General features: G+C 44.7%; 13 protein-coding genes. 3 read left to right on the top strand and 10 right to left on the bottom strand.

Annotation, left to right across the window (positions count from 1 at the left end):
- The first annotated feature begins 135 nt into the window (after positions 1–135).
- Complete coding sequence (locus tag BUE31_RS10765) at positions 136–609, top strand: DUF6252 domain-containing protein (protein ID WP_073403312.1); 474 nt, start codon at positions 136–138, stop codon at positions 607–609.
- 41 nt (positions 610–650) lie between these two features.
- Here BUE31_RS10765 and BUE31_RS10760 read toward each other — a convergent pair whose 3' ends face one another.
- Entirely contained in the window at positions 651–1,517 is an 867-nt protein-coding gene (locus BUE31_RS10760; RefSeq protein ID WP_073403310.1) for a DMT family transporter, read from the bottom strand.
- Positions 1,518–1,732: 215 nt separating this feature from the next.
- Here BUE31_RS10760 and asnS point away from each other — a divergent pair, with 215 nt between their 5' ends.
- A complete protein-coding gene (gene asnS / locus BUE31_RS10755; protein ID WP_073403308.1) occupies positions 1,733–3,181 on the top strand; it encodes an asparagine--tRNA ligase in 1,449 nt (482 codons plus the stop codon).
- Between the two features lie 188 nt (positions 3,182–3,369).
- Positions 3,370–3,861 (top strand): SRPBCC family protein, encoded by a 492-nt coding sequence (locus tag BUE31_RS10750; protein ID WP_073403306.1) that lies wholly within the window; start codon positions 3,370–3,372, stop codon positions 3,859–3,861.
- Positions 3,862–3,909: 48 nt separating this feature from the next.
- On the opposite strand, the gene BUE31_RS10745 is transcribed toward BUE31_RS10750, so the two are convergent.
- The 9 genes from BUE31_RS10745 to BUE31_RS10705 all read right to left on the bottom strand — a co-directional run bounded on the left by BUE31_RS10745 (position 3,910) and on the right by BUE31_RS10705 (position 17,847).
- A complete protein-coding gene (locus BUE31_RS10745) occupies positions 3,910–4,833 on the bottom strand; it encodes a hypothetical protein (protein ID WP_073403304.1) in 924 nt (307 codons plus the stop codon).
- 200 nt (positions 4,834–5,033) lie between these two features.
- Positions 5,034–6,218, bottom strand: coding sequence for a M20 metallopeptidase family protein (locus BUE31_RS10740; protein ID WP_073403302.1), 1,185 nt, complete (start codon positions 6,216–6,218; stop codon positions 5,034–5,036).
- Positions 6,211–6,678, bottom strand: coding sequence for an SPOR domain-containing protein (locus BUE31_RS10735; protein ID WP_073403300.1), 468 nt, complete (start codon positions 6,676–6,678; stop codon positions 6,211–6,213). Before BUE31_RS10735 ends, BUE31_RS10740 begins: the two co-directional genes overlap by 8 nt.
- 122 nt (positions 6,679–6,800) lie before the next feature.
- Positions 6,801–10,109 (bottom strand): preprotein translocase subunit SecA, encoded by a 3,309-nt coding sequence (gene secA, locus BUE31_RS10730; RefSeq protein ID WP_073403297.1) that lies wholly within the window; start codon positions 10,107–10,109, stop codon positions 6,801–6,803.
- A 261-nt stretch (positions 10,110–10,370) separates the two neighbouring features.
- Positions 10,371–11,255: a cupin-like domain-containing protein gene (locus BUE31_RS10725; protein ID WP_073403295.1), complete on the bottom strand. Its 885-nt coding sequence runs from the start codon at positions 11,253–11,255 to the stop codon at positions 10,371–10,373.
- A gap of 177 nt (positions 11,256–11,432) precedes the next feature.
- Entirely contained in the window at positions 11,433–13,574 is a 2,142-nt protein-coding gene (locus tag BUE31_RS10720) for a xanthine dehydrogenase family protein molybdopterin-binding subunit (protein WP_234997788.1), read from the bottom strand.
- A gap of 401 nt (positions 13,575–13,975) precedes the next feature.
- The gene (locus BUE31_RS10715; RefSeq protein ID WP_073403293.1) at positions 13,976–16,126 is read right to left on the bottom strand and encodes a xanthine dehydrogenase family protein molybdopterin-binding subunit; all 2,151 of its coding nucleotides are present in this window, start codon (positions 16,124–16,126) and stop codon (positions 13,976–13,978) included.
- A gap of 99 nt (positions 16,127–16,225) precedes the next feature.
- Positions 16,226–17,206: an FAD binding domain-containing protein gene (locus tag BUE31_RS10710; RefSeq protein WP_073403291.1), complete on the bottom strand. Its 981-nt coding sequence runs from the start codon at positions 17,204–17,206 to the stop codon at positions 16,226–16,228.
- The gene (locus BUE31_RS10705; RefSeq protein ID WP_073403289.1) at positions 17,203–17,847 is read right to left on the bottom strand and encodes a (2Fe-2S)-binding protein; all 645 of its coding nucleotides are present in this window, start codon (positions 17,845–17,847) and stop codon (positions 17,203–17,205) included. The genes BUE31_RS10710 and BUE31_RS10705 overlap by 4 nt, the downstream gene beginning before the upstream one ends.
- Positions 17,848–18,333: the final 486 nt, after the last annotated feature.

Raw genomic sequence — 18,333 nt, 5'->3', positions numbered from 1 at the left:
TAAATGCAGTGCTTTAGTGTAACCACAAAAATAGCTTTTTTACCGTTTCTTAGGTTCTTAAATACGCTGATTAATTTATTGATGTATCATTTTGTTACCTTTACCGTATCGTATTAAAACATATAATAAGTAAAAATGAAAAAAATATTGATCCTGGTTTCTTTTGCGATTTGTATCACTCTTATTTATTCATGTCATAAAGATAGCAAGTTGGTACCTGCTGATTATTCTTTTACAGCCAGTAAAAACGGTGTAGACTGGGGAGCGCAGGGCAACACTTCTTCTATCCAGGGCGACAGTTTAAGGCTAACGGCATTAACAGCAACCGGAGATGAACAATTTTATATTAACATTAAATTTAACGGTAATGGCGTATACCAGCTAACGGGTAAACAAGCAGCATTTTTTACAGCTGTCGGTAGTTTGGCCACCAGTTACAAGTTGGATTTTACCAGGAACAGCTCGATAACAATTAAAAGCTATAGCACCCAAACCCATATAATATCCGGAACATTTGAGCTTAACCTGATAAAGGATAGTAATAACCCAAACGAATATGTTCCCCTGCAGTTTAACAACGGAATATTTAGGGTAAAGCTGCCGGATTGAGCCGGGTTAATTACGCTTTTCTTAATATTTGTAAGTAGCCTTTAAGAAGCTGTGGCTTTTCGTTCCGCTTTTTTCAAAAACGTTATCGCAATTCCACCCAAAACAATCACGCTGCCGATGATCTCTTTTAGTTCCAGCGATTCATTTAAAAGCAGTATGGCTAAAAATCCTGCTATTACCGTTTGACTTAGCAGGGCGATGGACACTTTTGTCGATTCCAAAAAACGCAGCGTATGGTTGATGGTTAACCACCCGGCAAGCTGGCATAGCAGCCCCATACCTAAAAAACACAACCAGGTTGATGAAGAAAAGTTAACAAGCTCATTGTGCTGGAACAGGTTAATAACGAACAAAAAGATGCTCCCGGCCAGCATGTTATAAAACATAAAAGTAATGGTGCTTATTTTTTGCAGGATGCCGCGGGTAATCACAATATAAATTGCATAAAAAAAACTGGCCAAAAGGGCAAGAGGAATGCCGATATTAAACTGCAGCGATAATATATTTTGATAGCCCACTAAAATAACCATCCCAAAAATGGCAACCCATGTACCTATCCAAAATAATTTGCCCGATTTCTTTTTAAAGATCAGATAGCTTATTAACCCTACCCAAACCGGGGCAAGGTTAGCAATAAGCGTTGATACAGTGGCCGAGATCTTTACCAGCGACAAGTTCCAAACAGCAATATCGGCTCCAAAAACCACACCCCCTATTAAGGCTATCATTAATTCTTTACGCCCTATTTTTAAATAACCTTTTATGATACAATAGGGCAGCAGGCAAAGCCAGGCTATAAAAATGCGGTAAAAGCCTGAAGCTAAAGGCTCGGCCCCGGCAAGCTTAACAAAAATTGGTGAAAAAGAAATACAGAGGATGCCTATGATAAGGCTTGCTTTGGGATTCATTATGCGACAAACTTACTAATTGTCTGAATCAGAATTTTTCACATGTTAAGTTTATTTTTTTTAAAAGGCGTTCAAGAAGACTGCGCCGTTTCCAGAATTAGAGAATTAACAAGATAATTGTTTAACAGGATAATCGCTTAGCATTCTGAAAATCTTTTAATTCTGATTCAGACAACAATCAAATAATCGTATTTTTGCCCCTCAAAATATTTTATATGAGCCAGCGGATCAAGATCAAAGCATTATTAGAGAGTGAACAAACGGGAATTGACATAACCGTTAAAGGATGGGTGCGTGCATTCCGTCAAAATCGTTTTATTGCTTTAAATGATGGCTCAACCAATAACAACATCCAGATTGTTGTTGATTTTGAAAATACTGATCCTGCTTTGCTTAAACGCATCACTTTTGGCGCAGCAATCAGCGTTACCGGCGAACTGATCCCTTCACAGGGCCAGGGCCAAAAAGTAGAAGTTATAGCTAAGGAGATTGAAATTTTAGGTGATTGCGATCCGGAAGAATATCCGTTGCAGCCTAAAAGGCAAACTTTGGAGTTTTTGCGTGAGAAAGCACACCTGCGTTTCCGTACCAATACATTTGGAGCGATATTCCGTGTACGCAATAGCCTGGCTTTTGCAGTACACCAGTTTTTCCAGGAACGCGGGTTTATTTACCTGCATACACCTATCATCACCGCATCAGATGCAGAAGGTGCCGGTGAAACTTTCCATGTAACCAACTTCGATTTGGCAAATCCACCTAAAACAGAGAACGGCGAGATTGATTTTTCGCAAGACTTTTTTGCTAAAGCTACTAACCTAACTGTTTCCGGTCAGCTGGAGGGTGAGCTTGGAGCAATGGCTTTGAGCGATATTTATACCTTCGGGCCGACGTTCCGTGCTGAAAACTCAAACACTACCCGCCACCTGGCTGAGTTTTGGATGATTGAGCCGGAAGTTGCTTTTAACGATTTGGACGACAACATGGACCTTGCCGAGGACATGCTGAAATATGTGATAAAATATGCACTCGATAAAAACGCTGACGATATTGAATTTTTAACCCAGCGTTTAACCGAGGAAGAAAAGCAAAAACCACAAAATGAGCGTTCAGAAATGACGCTGGTAGATAAGCTACAGTTTTGTTTGGATAACGATTTTGAGCGCCTAACTTATACCGAGGCGATTGACATCTTAAAGGAATCGACCCCGAACAAGAAAAAGAAATTCCAATACCCTGTTGAAGGTTGGGGCACTGACCTGCAATCAGAACACGAGCGCTACCTGGTAGAGAAGCATTTTAAAAAGCCGGTGATCCTTACCGATTACCCTAAAGAAATAAAAGCATTCTACATGCGCCAGAATGAGCCGGACGCCAATGGCCGCGAAACCGTACGCGCAATGGATATCCTGTTTCCGGGCATTGGTGAAATTGTTGGTGGTTCGCAGCGTGAGGAACGTTTGGATAAACTGGAACAACGCATGGACGAGATGGGCATCCCTAAAGATGAACTTTGGTGGTATTTGGATACCCGCAGGTTCGGCGCTTGTCCACATGCTGGTTTTGGGCTTGGCTTTGAACGTTTGGTGCTTTTTGTTACCGGAATGGGCAACATCAGGGATGTGATCCCTTTCCCAAGGTATCCGAAAAATGCGGAATTTTAACCGCTGATTGTCGTTGATTTTTTGATTGCGCTTAAGCAAACTTGTCATTGCGAGCGCAGCGCGGCAATCGCGAACTATGCACAACGGCAATACAGGTTTTACACCTTTCTGTTTGCCCTGTATAGTTCGCGATTGCCGCGCTGCGCTCGCAATGACATGGGGTTAAATTGCCTAAAAACAAACCAATCATGACCCAAATAGAACTATCTACCCATATCAATGCCCCAATCGAACGCTGCTTTGACCTGGCCCGGAGCATTGACCTGCACATGGAATCTACCAAGCAAACCGGTGAAACGGTTATTACCGGACGTGCCAGCGGATTGATTGAATTGGGCGAAACCGTTACCTGGCGGGCAAAGCACTTCGGGATCTGGCAGAATCTTACTTCAAAGATCACCGAATTTGATTCCCCTAATTCATTCACTGACGAAATGGTAAGCGGGGCATTCAAAAGCTTCAGGCACGAGCATCTCTTTTATACAGTGAACAATCAAACGGTAATGAAGGATATTTTCCTGTTTGAATCGCCTTATGGTTGGCTGGGGAGGATGGCTAATTTTCTTTTTTTAGGCCTGTATATGGAAAGGCTTTTGTTGGAGCGGAATAGGGTGATAAAAGAAACTGCGGAAACTACCTATGACAGACTTACGAAGTTTTCAAAACTTTGTAAGTCTTGAGTGAAGGCCCTTTTTTCAAATCAGCGAAATCATAAAAATCAATCAAAATCAGCGGTTATATCCTTTCTGCACTATCAAAAAACTTGCCCGCTCAGTTTTATGGAAAGGGACATCCCAGTTGCCCTGGTAGGTTATTTTTGCAGGCAATAGCTCGCCATTAACATTGTTTAGCTCAATGTTCATCTGCACGTCAAAGCTGAACAGCATGTTGTGATATTTGAGGTCGACATACCTGCCAAGGATCTGGAAGGTGCGCATATCAAAAATGGTAGTGAGCTCGTTTATTACCACATCATTGTCTGCAATGCTTGGTTTTCTGACTACGCGGAACCGGTACACCGGGATGGTATCGAGATATTTGCCCCGGGCAAACTGGTAAAAATAATAGCCCCTCATATCTTTTCCGAAGATCTCAGTTTTACTGCTCAGGAACGGCAGCCCTTTTACTTTATGACCGGGGGCAAAGATCAGTGTTTTTAGTTTGTCTTTGTATGATCCGTTCTTGCTATCGGCACCCTGCTTCATAGGGCCGGGCACAAAGTTTGATTTATAGGCATTGGTGAAAATATAATCAAACATCTCAACCGTGTAAAGCTGCGGCTTGCCATTGCTTTTATAAAGAGAACCGCTATCGCTTTTTGCCAGGTATTCAGCTTTAGGTTTCCCATCAATATAGCTGTGCTTTATTTTACGATAACTTTTACCGTCTACCTTGTTTTTGTTGTTATAAGTATAAATACGGTTCTCGGCAGTAAAGCCATAATGTTTCATGTTTTGAAATGCCTGGTAAAAGCCGGTATCGGCCAGTACGGCATCAATAAAATCCTGGGCGTTAAGTTTGTGTGAATGGATGTTTATTGCCGAATCAATAACAATAGTGCGGATAGAATCAGGGTTAAAGCGTTTGATCTGCTGGGCTTTTAAGCTGAAAGCGAAAAGGAGAAAGCAAAAAGCGGGGAGTAGTTTTTTCATTCTTGTCCTCGCAGGGTCTCTCATAGAGGACCCTGCGCAATGTTTGTGGTTTACTTAATCTTTTTCATTTATGCAAACGGCCGCATTCTTCTTAGAGACCTAATCCAGCTCAGGGTCTTCTGCGAGAGACCCTGCGGAAACGGTACTATTAAATAAGTGAAGCTGCTATGAACTATGAACCATCAACTATGAACCTTTCTCTAATTCCCCAACTGCTTAACCGCCAAATAAGCCATTAATCCTGTGGAAATTTTGAACGCATCTTCTTCCACATCAAAGGTTGGGGTATGGACAGATGAAGTTATACCACGGCTTTCATTACGGGTACCCAGGCGGTAAAAGCAGGAATCTGCAACCTGTGAGTAATAGGCAAAGTCTTCAGCAGCCATCCAGATATCAAGATCAAGCACATTTTCTTTTCCTAAATAATCTTCCGCATGGCCGCGGGTTGCGTTTGTTAGCTTTTCTTCATTAATCAGGAAAGGATACCCACGCATAATATTGAATTCGCAGCTGCCGCCCATGCTTTCGCAGAGACCTTCGGCCATTTTTTTCATTTTTATGTGTGCCTCGCTGCGCCACTTTTCATCCATGGTGCGGAAGGTGCCTTCCAGGTAAACCTCGTTAGGGATCACGTTGGTTGCGCCATTGGCTATTACCTTCCCGAATGAAAGCACAGACGGGCTTTTAGGATCGGCAAAACGACTTACTATCTGCTGCAAAGCGGTTAGCATGTGCGCCATGATGATAACTGGGTCTACATTTTGCTGTGGTTGTGCGCCATGGCCGCCTTTGCCTCTTACGGTAACATAGATCTCATCTGTCGAGGCCATGTACTTGCCTGCCCGGAAGCCTACTTTGCCTGCCTCAATTAAAGGCATAACATGCTGACCCAATACTGCCTGTGGTTTTGGATTTTCAAGCACGCCTTCTTTTATCATTATGCTGGCTCCGCCGGGTAGCTTTTCTTCTGCCGGCTGAAAGATCAGCTTTATAGTTCCGCCAAACTGGCTTTTTAAATCGGTTAATATTTTGGCTGTTCCTAATAACGATGAAGTATGTGCGTCATGTCCGCAGGCATGCATTACACCAATATTTTGTGATTTGTAAGAAACCTCGTTAACCTCGGTAATAGGCAGGGCATCCATATCAGCCCTTAAGGCTACCACTCTATCCGATGGTTTATCGCCTTTTATCAGGGCTACAAGCCCATTGTCAGCCATTCTTTCATATTTCAGACCCAGCTCATCCAGTTTTCCGGCAACAAAAGCAGATGTTTCCACTTCGTGAAAGGAAAGTTCAGGATGTGAGTGCAAATGGCGGCGATTGGCCACAACATCATTAAAAATATTTTTCGATAGCTGCTGAATTTGCTCTTTAATCATTTGAGGGGTCTGTTTTTGGAGGATTTATCTTTTCGGGAATAATAAACAGGCTGGTAAACATCGGCCTTATTTCCTGTACAAGTTTCTGTGCTTCCAGGCGTGTTCTGAAATCGCCTGCGCGTACTTTAAAGTTTGGCTCGCTATAGCTGACGTAGGTGCGCAACTCAGGGTATTCTTCATTAAACTTTGCCTGCGCATCATATGCCGCCTGCCTGCTTGAACCAAAAAAGATCTGTACACGGTAGCCGCTTGAGGTCTCCTCGCCACCGCCGCCTGTGGAAATGCTTTTGTTAAGGGAGGTGCGCCGGGCCATCAGGGTGTCAATAAGCGGATCTTTTACAACTTGCACAGTGCCGCGGGTTTGGGCGGCTGCCAGTGCCGGCAAAAATATCGCCATAAAAAAAATGCAGTATCCTATTTTACTAAATTTAGTTGTGTAATAAGATAGTGCATTTTTCATAATGTTTTATTCTTCATCTAAGCTTCATTGCCTCACCTAAATCCTCTCCAAAGGAGAGGACTTTAACTTCGCTCTTTTCAGAACCCTCTCCTTTGGAGAGGGCAGGGTGAGGCTTGAGGATGTTACGCCTGGCCTACGCCATGGCAATTTTTGTATTTTTTACCGCTACCACAAGGACAAGGGTCATTTCTGCCTATCTTTTGCTCAACCCTAACCGGTGTTGCTTTTTGCAGCTCGCGTATATCCATCATTGGTACCCCGTTTGCTTCACTTACAAGCTCCGGTTTTGAGGTGCGCATTTTTTTCAGATCGAGCTTCGGCTGTGGTTTAGCTTCGCGAATATCTTCTGCCTCCTGTTGTACCGGGATCCCTCCCCTGAAAAGGAAGCTCACCAAATCTTTATTTACGCTTGCAAGCATCTGGCGGAACAATTCAAAAGCCTCAAACTTATAAACCAATAACGGGTCCTTTTGTTCGTAAACGGCGTTTTGTACTGACTGTTTCAGCTCGTCCATTTCACGCAGGTGCTCTTTCCATGCATCATCAATAAGATACAGGGTAACATTCTTTTCGAACGATTTAAACACTTCCTGGCCTTTATTAGCAATTGCTTTTTTAAGCGGTACCGAAACCTGGATGCCATTTATACCATCGGTAAACGGCACTACAATGTTTTCAACGTATTCGCCGCGGGTGTCATACACGTCTTTTAATACCGGGTATGCCTGCTGGGCAATGGCTTCCTGTTTGCGTTTGTAAAAATCATTCACTTCCTGGAACGCTCTGTCAACCAGCCCATTTATGTTTTTGCCGGCAAATTCATCATGGGAGATCTCAACATCCACAGAGAACAAACGGATCATTTCCAGCGTAAAGCCTTCATAATTGTTTGATTCTTTATATTCAGTCACCACATCCTCAACCACATCAAAAATGGTGTTGTTAATGTCAACCTCCAAACGCTCACCAAACAACGCATTTTTACGTTTTGAATAAATAACGGTACGCTGTGAGTTCATCACATCATCATACTCCAGCAAACGCTTACGGATGCCGAAGTTATTTTCTTCAACTTTTTTCTGAGCACGCTCAATGGAGTTGGAGATCATAGAGTGCTGAATCACTTCGCCTTCTTCTATGCCCATCCTTACCATCAGGTTGCTGATCCTTTCAGAGCCGAACAAACGCATTAGGTTATCTTCAAGCGATACAAAGAATTGTGATGATCCCGGGTCACCCTGGCGTCCTGCACGACCACGCAACTGGCGGTCAACACGGCGCGACTCATGGCGCTCAGTACCCACAATGGCCAAACCACCTGCATCTTTAACACCCGCACCAAGTTTTATATCCGTACCACGACCAGCCATGTTGGTGGCAATGGTTACAGTGCCACTCTGCCCGGCTTCAGCCACAATGTCGGCTTCCTTCTGGTGCATCTTGGCGTTCAGTACATTATGTTTAATACCACGCAGCTTAAGCATGCGGCTTAACAGTTCCGAAATTTCAACCGAGGTAGTACCTACAAGTACCGGGCGGCCTGCTGTTGTTAAAGCAACAATTTCTTCGGCTACCGCGTTGTATTTTTCACGTACAGTACGGTAAACCAAATCCTGCCTGTCATCACGGCTGATATTTGTATTGGTTGGTATTTCAACCACATCCAGCTTATAGATCTCCCAAAACTCACCTGCTTCGGTAACGGCAGTACCCGTCATACCGCAAAGCTTGTGGTACATCCTGAAATAGTTTTGAAGGGTAATGGTTGCAAAGGTTTGGGTAGCGTCCTCAACCTTCACGTTTTCTTTTGCTTCAATTGCCTGGTGCAAGCCATCAGAATAGCGGCGACCATCAAGCACACGCCCCGTTTGCTCATCAACTATCTTTACCTTGCCTTCATCTAAAATGTATTCGGTATCTTTTTCAAACAGGGTATAGGCTTTTAGCAATTGGTTAACCGAGTGGATACGTTCAGATTTTATAGAGAAATCGCGCATCAGCTCATCTTTACGGCCAACTTTTTCTTCCGCAGGTAATTCTGATTTCTCAATATCCGAGATCTCGGTACCAACATCCGGCATCACAAAAAAGCCGGGGTCTTCACCTGATGCGGTGATCAGCTCAATACCTTTTTCTGCCAATTCAACCTGGTTGTTTTTTTCGTCTATCACAAAAAACAGTTCGGAATCCACCTTATGCATTTCCTTGCTTTGGTCCTGCATGTAAAAGTTTTCGGTTTTTTGTAAAAGCTGCCTGTTGCCGCCTTCGCTTAAGTATTTAATTAAGGCCTTGCTTTTTGGTAAACCTCTAAATGCGCGCAATAAAGCTAAGCCGCCTTCGTCGGGTCCGCTTTTACCGTCGGCAATTAATTTTTTAGCTTCATTTAAAACGCCGTTAACATAATTTTTTTGCGCGTTAACCAAACGCTCAATGCGTGGTTTCAGCTCATAAAACTCATGCTCATCACCGCGTGGGATAGGGCCTGAAATGATCAGCGGGGTACGGGCATCATCAATTAATACCGAGTCAACCTCATCCACCATGGCATAATGCAGTTTTCCCTGCACCAATTCTTCAGGGCTGCGTGTCATATTGTCACGCAGGTAGTCAAAACCAAACTCATTGTTGGTTCCAAAAATAATGTCTGATTGGTATGCGTTGCGGCGTTCTTCAGAGTTTGGCTCGTGCTTATCGATACAATCAACCGATAAACCGTGGAATTCATACAGCGGACCCATCCATTCAGAGTCACGACGTGCCAGATAGTCATTCACGGTTACAATGTGTACACCCTGGCCGGCAAGCGCATTCAGGTATGCGGGCAGTGTAGCTACCAGCGTTTTACCTTCACCTGTGGCCATTTCCGAAATTTTACCCTGGTGCAATACAATACCGCCTATCAGCTGTACATCATAGTGTACCATGTCCCAGGTAACTTCGTTGCCGGCTGCCAGCCAGGTGTTATGGTGAATAGCTTTATCTCCTTTTATAATTACGTTTTGTTTACGGGCAGCCAGGTCGCGGTCAAACTGGGTTGCTGTAACTTCAATGGTTTTATTTTCTTTAAACCTAAGGGCTGTTTCTTTTACAACGGCAAAGCCTTCGGGCAAAATGCGCATTAATATTTCTTCCAGTTCCTTGTTACGGTCTTTTTCAAGCTTATCAAGCTGGGTGTATAGTTCAACCTTTTCATTTACGTCAAGGTTGGGGTTCTCTTCAATCCGCTCTTTAATTGAGCCAATCTCGCCGTCAATAACGGCAAGGCCTGCTGCAATGGTTTCTTTAAAACCTATGGTTTTAGCTCTAAGTTCATCGTTACTTAAGCTGCCAAGTTTGGCAAATTCAGCCTTTACCTTTTCAACTATGGGCAATATGCTTTTTACGTCCCGATCTGATTTGCTTCCGAAAAGCTTACTTATAAAATTTAACATGCTATTTTTTATCTGTTGCAACAAACTCAACAATTGCGCCACGGCAATTTATGAGCCATTATGACAGGCAAAGTTACAGTTTATTAAGGATTTCACCGATTTCGATCGCTGATTTTTACGGATGATTGTGATTTAGCAGATTATTTGATCGCTGATTTTGACTGATTAAGAGATTACGCTGATCTAAAAAAGAAAATCCTTTAATCTTTTGAACCATGATTCGCTTGATTAAAGGATTGTCTGATACTTTTATGATCGTGATCAGCGGTCTTGCGCGTTCATTATACTGCCAACTATTTTACCATAGGCTAAAACAGGTGCAGCTGCGTATGAGATTTTTTTCTTCCAGTTAACATAGCGGTCGTGGATAAAGTTATCCCAGTTATATCCGTTTAGTTGTGCACGGCCCAGTGAGATACATGGCTCAGTAATTCGGGTAGTATGCCACCAGCCCGATGGGAACAAAATGGTTTCACCCTCGTTAATGGTAATTTCTATTGGGCGTGCTTCTTTAAAAAGCGGGAATTTTTCATAATCGGGATCGAGGAAATTTACCTGTGAAAATTTAGGATTATCCTCATAAGGATACATGTTTGGTGTTTGGTCAGGTGGATACATAATGAAGATCTTCGATCCGTAGATCTGGGTTATCTGCGTATGCATAAACAAGGCATCGTAATGCAGAAATGGGAAGCTGCTGCCGTTTCCGCCTAAAAATATTTCGTAAAGGGTTGTTCCCTTCAGCAATTTGCGGGGCATAAGCTTATGGTTGATCCTGTCAATGTTACCGTAAATTATTTCCGGTAAAAAATCAGCCATCAATTCAGGAAAAACTTTTTCCACATCAAAATTATACGGGTATGGCGCCTTGTTTTCGGTGGTTGAAGTTAACATATGGTCGATAAAATCGTCCATCTTATAGGTAACCCCATTAATGGTTTTTGTAATATGAGGATAGTTTTCCTTAAAAAAAGCAGGAGTCAGCTTTCCCATTGCCTTCCAATCTTTTGCAGCATCGGTAAGTATTACGGGAAGTGATTTATTAACATATTCCTTTATAAATTCCTCGTGCGAAAGGTTTGTCCTTTTGTCGATTGATGTTATCCCCTTGTAATTTGATTTAGCATTCACTTGCTCGGCAACCATGATGATTTAATTTATTTTTAAACCTTAAAAACCGCAGTTTTATTTTATACAGAGCCCTGATTTATAGTGCGTTTGTATTAAAATAAAAGAAGTTTCACTGTTTATACGGAAATGTTGCCGACAGTGTTATCTTTTTTTGAATTGCCGGTATTTTAGCTCAATCAGCTTAATTAACCATCAAATCAATTTATCCGGTGTAATAGGCAAATCCCTTACCCGTTTACCGGTGGCATTATAAACGGCATTGGCTATGGCTGCGGCTACGCCTATTGTGGCTATCTCACCCATGCCTTTTGCGCCTATAGGGTTAATGATCGGATCGGGTTTATTTACAAAGTAGGCTTCTATCTGCGGTATATCTGCCTGTACCGGTACATGGTAATCGGCAAAGTTGTTGTTTATAAGCCTGCCATAACGGTGATCTATTACTGCTTCTTCCATCAGCGCCATACCAGTCCCCATTATGGTGCCGCCTATCATCTGGCTGCGGGCAGTTTTTGCGCTGATGATTGTTCCGGCATCCGCTGTTGAAATGGCCTTATCAATTTTCACCACTCCCGTAGCCGGATGCACCAGCACTTTCATAAAATGTACCGACCATGAGTACATTGCATATTTACCCATCTCGGTTCCGCCTTTTGAAGCGGTTGTTACTTCCAGCTTATCAAGGTTTTGCTGCTTTAAGATCTGCGTATAGTTGCTGGCATCAGTAGTGCCTGCCAGGGCTTGAAACTTTTCTTTAAGCGCTACACAGGCATCATGCACTGCCGAGCCAACGGTTGATGTTATTTGCGAGCCGCCCTGTGTTGGTGATGGCGGCAACGATGAATCGCCCAGATCAAACCTGATCTTATCGGCAGGGATGCCCATAGTTTCGGATGCTACGGTTACCATTGCCGTACCCGTGCCCGGGCCTATATCTGTTACTGCGGTTTGCAATATCAGTGTGCCATCGGCCATCATTCTTGCCATTACCGTGGCTGAGCTGCGGTGAGCGCCAAACATGCCGGCAGCCATTCCGTAGCCAACCAGCCAGCCATCTTTTGTAACCGATGCCGGTTTGGCGTTCCTGTCTTGCCAGCCTATTTTATCAGCGCCCATTTTGTATGCATCAATTAAATATTTGCTTGAATAAGGTTTGCCGCTAAGCGGGTCGGTATCGGCATGGTTTTTTATGCGGAGGTCTATTGGGTCGATGTTAAGCGCGTAGGAAAGTTCATCCATCGCGCATTCCAATGCAAATGCGCCGGTTGCTTCCCCGGGGCCACGCATGGGTGTAGGAGTATTTACATTTAACGATACCAGCTTATACCGGGTATTTACATTCGGACAGGCATACATCAGCTGACTGATGTTAACCACTCCCTCGGTAAAATCTTCATAAACTGACGACTGCCCGGTAGCTTCATGGGTAATGCCTGTAAGCTTACCATCGGCAGTAGCGGCAATACCAACCTTTTGCCATGTATAAGGGCGATAGCCTACCGAAGTAAACATATCGGCACGGCTTAAAACCAGCTTAACAGGCTTGTTCAATACCTTTGCCGCCAGCACAGCAGCAATTTCATGCGGCCAGGTGCGCAGGGCAGCACCAAAAGCTCCGCCAACAAAAGGCGAGGTTACCTGCACATTTTCAGGCGGAATTTTAAATGCCTGTGCAATGCTTCGCTGGGTTGATTTTACACCCTGCGTTTTATCCCAAACGGTAATTTTATCATCAGCATCCCAGCGGGCAATAATGGCATGCAGCTCCATGGGGTTATGCACCTCGGTGGGGATGATATATTCCTGCTCAACTTTTATGGAGGCCGATTTGTAGGCATCTTCCTGGCCCCGCACATAATCCTTATCTTCTTTCCGGGTTGAAAATCCTTTATCCAGGTTGCTTTTTAAATCGGTTAAATGCGGTTCAACGTTATAGGTTGAGCTTACCAGCGATGCAGCAAACAAGGCGCGTTCAAAGGTATTGGCAACTACCAGGGCAATTGGTTGTCCGTTAAAATAGATCTGATCGTTATAAAATATTTTTAGAGGACCTTTTGATGTAGGGCTATCCGTTTGGTAACCCGGAATTTTGGGCGCATTTAAATAAGTAAGCACCGAAAGTACGCCGGGTGCACTTTCAGCCTTTTTTGTATCGAGAGCTTTGATGCTGCCTTTGGTAATGGTACTGCCAACCAGCACGCCATACACCAATCCCTTCACACTATATTCTGCAGAATATTTGGCTTTGCCGGTAACTTTCAGGCGGCCATCAACACGGCTGAGACCTGGTTTGTCATTGGTCATTATGTCATTAGTCATTGGGATGCTTTTCATGGGTTTTTATTTGTGCTGCGCAGTTGCATAATTTCAATCCTTAATCAATACTTCTTCCCCCTCTTTACGCGCAGCGAAGAGAGGGCAGGTCCAGCGAAGCGTCGACCGGGTGAGTAAAATCTGCTGGCGACATGAACGCCAATGCACCAACGTCACTGCTTTACGTAAACGCATGGCGCAGAGTTGACTCACCCGACATTGCTTCGCTCGTCGACCTCTCTTCGCTGCGCGTAAAGAGGTAAGGAACGACTTTGATTTATTAGTTTTCTTTTCCTTCTTTACCGAAAGCGGTAAAGAGGGAGGAAAAATGCCTTCAACTTTTACAACAACTCCAACCCTTATAACTCTCTTAACTCATTCAACCTAATCCAACTTAATCAACCCAATCAACTTCTCCCCACCTAACTCAACTCCAAATCCATCCCTACCAGCTTATCAGGTGTAATAGGTAATTCCCTTACCCGTTTACCGGTTGCATTGTATACCGCATTAGCTACTGCTGCGGCCATGCCTATTAAAGCAATCTCGCCCATGCCTTTTGCGCCCATTGGGTTTATGTGCGGATCGGGTTTGTTAACAAACAGGGCCTCTATCTGCGGGATATCCGCATTAACAGGCACATGATAATCGGCAAAGTTGTTGTTCACTATATTTCCGTAGCGATGATCTATCACGGTTTCTTCCATCAGCGCCATACCAATGCCGCCAATGGCGCCGCCTACTATCTGGCTGCGGGCAGTTTTAGGACTAACAATGCTCCCTGAATCCGCCACACAAACTGCTCTGTCAACCTTAACAACACCTGTTGCCGGGTGCACCAATACCTTTATAAAATGAACCGACCATGAGTAAAACGCATATTTATCGCGCTCAGTTCCGCCGCTTGATTCTACAGTTACTTCCAGTTTGGGCAGGCTATGTTGCTTTAGTATAGCTGCATAATCAGGATGATCTGTACCGCCATTACCTATCAGCTTTTGAAATTTTTCTTTCAGATCGGTACATGCCTGGTAAACTGCCGAGCCTACGGTTGCAGTAGTTGCCGACCCACCCTGGCTTGGCGCCAGGGGCAGTGAGGAATCGCCCATATCAAACCTGATCTTATCCGCAGGAATCCCCATAACACCGGCTGCTATGGTAACCATTGCTGTGCCTGTGCCGGGGCCAATATCGCTAACGGCTGTTTGGATGATCAGTGTTCCATCAGCCATCAGTATTGCTTTTGCGGCAGCTTTATCGCGGTATGCGCCAAACATGCCGCCGCCCATTCCGTAGCCAACCATCCAGCCATCTTTTGTAACGGATGCAGGTTTAGCGTTCCTGTCTTTCCAGTTTATCCCTTCGGCACCCAGCTTGTAAGCTTCGTCCAAAAACTTGCTTGAGAAAGGTTTGCCGCTCTCCGGATCGGTTGATGCATAGTTTTTCATGCGGAGTTCTATCGGGTCGATCTTCAGCTCATAAGAGAGCTCATCCAGCGCTGATTCGAGTGCAAAGGCTCCGGTTGCTTCACCCGGTCCGCGCATCCATGTTGGTGAACCGATATCAAGCGCAGCAAGCTTATAAATGGTATTTACATTGGGGCAGGCATAGGTGGATCTGCTCACACCTATCGGCCCTTCGTTAAAATCTTCGTAAGTTGATGTTTGGCCTATGGCCTCGTGGGTGATGCCTACCAGTTTTCCATCGGCAGTTGCGCCTATTCCTATCTTTTGCCAGGTATAGGGGCGGTAGCCCACCGAAGTAAACATATCGGCCCTGCCAAGCAACAGCTTAACCGGGCGCTTAACCGCTTTTGCAGCTAAAATAGCAGCCACCTCATGCGGCCAAACCTGTAAAGCGCTGCCAAAAGCACCGCCAACAAACTTTGAGTTCACCTGGATATTCTCTTTTGGGAGTTTAAATATTCCGGCAATGCCATCGCGGGTATCCTGTACGCCCTGGGTTTTGGTCCATACGGTAAGTTTATCTTCAGCATCCCACTTTGCTATGATGGCATGGAGCTCCATTGGGCTGTGCACTTCGGATGGGATAATGTATTCCTGCTCCAATTTTACCGGGGCCGTTTTCCATGCATCTTCTGTTCCGCGTTTGGTTGTCCCGTCGCCTTCGGGTGCAAAGGCTTTGGCGGCATTATCACGTAAGTTGGTATGGTGCGGGTCCGCATTATATTGCGCCTTAACCAATGATGCGGCAAATAAAGCCCGCTCAAAACTATCGGCAACAACAACAGCAATCGGCTGCCCGTTAAAAAGGATCTTATTATTATAAAACAGCTTATAAGTACCCTTGGCAGGTTCGGGCTTGCCGTGCTCAACCTGGTAACCCGCTATTTTTGGCGAATTTAACCAGGTGATCACCTTTAAAACACCAGGCGCTCTTTCAGCCGCTTTAGTATCAATCAACCGGATGCTGCCTTTGGTGATGGTGCTGCCCACAAGTACCCCATAAACCATACCGGCAGGCGTAAACTCTGCCGAATACCTGGCTGCCCCGGTAACCTTTAACCGCCCGTCTATCCGGCTCATTCCTTTGGTCATTGTGTTATTAGTCATTATGTCATTGGTAAAAAGGAACCTGTTAATCAGTTGAATTATTTTGCTTCGTAAACGTCCTTACAACTTCTACAACAATTACAACCCTTACAACTCACATTAAGCTAACCCCGCCGCATGTTTCAGCGCTTCGGTAATGGTTGCCGGGGCCAGCTTTAATTTAAATGAATTATACTGGTAGCCTTTTGCGCCCTGCATGGCTATCTGTGCAGCCTGCTTAAAGCTGTCTTCGGTTGCGGGTTTGCCTATCAGTGCTTTCTCTGCGTCAAACAAACGCCATGGCTTATGCGCTACACCGCCCATTGCCAACCGGGCATTTTTTATAGTGCCGTTGCTGATCTCCAAAGCTGCCGCTACCGATACCAGCGCAAAAGCGTACGACTGCCTGTCGCGCACCTTCAGGTAATAGCTATTTTTAGCAAAGTTATTGTCGGGGATCTCCACACCAACAATCATCTCTCCGGCTGCTAAATGATTGTCTAATTCAGGATGATCACCGGGCAGACGGTGAAATTCGGTGAACGGAATGCGTCTTTCGCCTTTTTTGCCTGCGATAATTGCTACGGCATCAAGTGCTGCCAGGCCCACACTCATATCGCTTGGGTTTACGGCTATACATTGGTCGCTGGTGCCAAATATGGCATGCATGCGGTTAATGCCTTCCATTGCACCACAGCCGGTGCCGGGGGCCCGTTTATTGCAGGGCATGGTGGTGTCGTAAAAATATGAACAGCGGGTGCGCTGCATCATGTTACCACCAACTGTAGCCATGTTACGCAGCTGCGGCGATGCCCCTGCCTTTAAGGCCATACTGAGCAAAGGTTGTTTTTGCAGCACCAGGCTATTTTCTGATACTACGCTATTTAATGCCAGCGCACCAATGTGCAAGCCGGTTTTGGTAGCCGTTATGTTTTTTAATGGCAGATGGTTTATATCCACCAGCTTATCAGGCGCGGTAACACCACGTTTCATCAGGTCGATGAGGTTGGTGCCGCCTGCTATTATCTTTGTGCCGGGTTTGGCTATGGCCTCAATGGCGCTTTGCTGGGTTAATGCCCGGGTGTATTGAAACTGTTTCATACGGCTTGCCCTCCTTCCTTAACTTCCTGTATGGCGTTAACTATGTTTGGATAAGCCCCGCAGCGGCAGATGTTCCCGCTCATATATTCCCGTATCTCCATTTCTGAATTGGCATGCCCCTCCCTGATACAAGCTACTGCCGACATGATTTGCCCCGGCGTACAATATCCGCATTGAAACCCGTCATGTTTCAGGAAAGCTTCCTGCATGGGGTGCAGCTCATCGCCTTTGGCAAGCCCTTCAATGGTGGTTATCTTTTTACCGCTGGCCATAACGCCAAGGGTAAGGCAGCTGTTTACCCGATGCCCGTCAACATGCACGGTACAGGCGCCGCACTGGCCGTGGTCGCAACCCTTTTTTGTACCGGTAAGGTCAAGCTGTTCGCGTAAAATATCCAGCAAAGTAGCGCGCGGCTCAACCGAAAGGCTGTGCGCAACGCCATTAACCTCCATTTTTATGGGCATCTTTTCAAATACCGCCGCTATTTTTTCATCAACGTGCATCTCTGCGGCTTTAACAGCTGTGCCTGGTGTTAGGGCAATAGCAGTTAATAAGGTGCTCTGTTTTAAGAAATTACGGCGTGAATTATCCTTCGCCTCCGGTTCAGATCCGGGCAAAGCATGGTCTCTTTCGTCTTCCATAAGTAATGGCTTTATTGTAGTACAAGTTATAAAGTTTTTTGTTTAGATGACAAGACGGGAACAAAGATTTTACAAAAACACCGTTATGTTTTATTTTATATAATGCTTTTATACAGAGAGTTAGGGCGGAATGCTTGTAATGGCTGTATTGTTTGTATTGGGGTAATATACCTGATGGGGGTGCACACTCCTTAATCATCCTGCTATTTTTTGAACCATGATTCGCTTGATTTTAGGATGACTTGATTTTTTAATTGGGGCTTATCATGATAATCCTTAAATCCTACTAATCATGGTTCAGACAACCTGCTGCTTTGGTTTTCCTGTATCACTGTATCGCCTGTATCGAATAGAACAACGATACAGAACAGCATTTTAATTCATATCGGGATTATTAGCCAATAGGGGTGAACCTGTATCGCCTGTATCGCTTGTATCGTTGTATCAGTAAGCATAGTGATACAACGATACAAGCTAAGCATTTGA

The organism is Mucilaginibacter sp. OK098, from assembly GCF_900142915.1.
Taxonomy (GTDB): domain Bacteria; phylum Bacteroidota; class Bacteroidia; order Sphingobacteriales; family Sphingobacteriaceae; genus Mucilaginibacter.
This window is presented reverse-complemented; position numbering and strand designations above follow the sequence as displayed.

Excerpts from the sequence above, each read along its gene's own strand:
- BUE31_RS10765 (WP_073403312.1), top strand. The coding sequence starts at position 136 with ATGAAAAAAATATTGATCCTGGTTTCTTTTGCGATTTGTATCACTCTT.
- BUE31_RS10715 (WP_073403293.1), bottom strand. The coding sequence starts at position 16,126 with ATGACTAATAACACAATGACCAAAGGAATGAGCCGGATAGACGGGCGG.
- BUE31_RS10705 (WP_073403289.1), bottom strand. The coding sequence starts at position 17,847 with ATGGAAGACGAAAGAGACCATGCTTTGCCCGGATCTGAACCGGAGGCG.
- BUE31_RS10750 (WP_073403306.1), top strand. The coding sequence starts at position 3,370 with ATGACCCAAATAGAACTATCTACCCATATCAATGCCCCAATCGAACGC.
- asnS (WP_073403308.1), top strand. The coding sequence starts at position 1,733 with ATGAGCCAGCGGATCAAGATCAAAGCATTATTAGAGAGTGAACAAACG.
- BUE31_RS10735 (WP_073403300.1), bottom strand. The coding sequence starts at position 6,678 with ATGAAAAATGCACTATCTTATTACACAACTAAATTTAGTAAAATAGGA.
- BUE31_RS10745 (WP_073403304.1), bottom strand. The coding sequence starts at position 4,833 with ATGAAAAAACTACTCCCCGCTTTTTGCTTTCTCCTTTTCGCTTTCAGC.
- secA (WP_073403297.1), bottom strand. The coding sequence starts at position 10,109 with ATGTTAAATTTTATAAGTAAGCTTTTCGGAAGCAAATCAGATCGGGAC.
- BUE31_RS10710 (WP_073403291.1), bottom strand. The coding sequence starts at position 17,206 with ATGAAACAGTTTCAATACACCCGGGCATTAACCCAGCAAAGCGCCATT.
- BUE31_RS10720 (WP_234997788.1), bottom strand. The coding sequence starts at position 13,574 with ATGAAAAGCATCCCAATGACTAATGACATAATGACCAATGACAAACCA.
- BUE31_RS10725 (WP_073403295.1), bottom strand. The coding sequence starts at position 11,255 with ATGGTTGCCGAGCAAGTGAATGCTAAATCAAATTACAAGGGGATAACA.
- BUE31_RS10760 (WP_073403310.1), bottom strand. The coding sequence starts at position 1,517 with ATGAATCCCAAAGCAAGCCTTATCATAGGCATCCTCTGTATTTCTTTT.
- BUE31_RS10740 (WP_073403302.1), bottom strand. The coding sequence starts at position 6,218 with ATGATTAAAGAGCAAATTCAGCAGCTATCGAAAAATATTTTTAATGAT.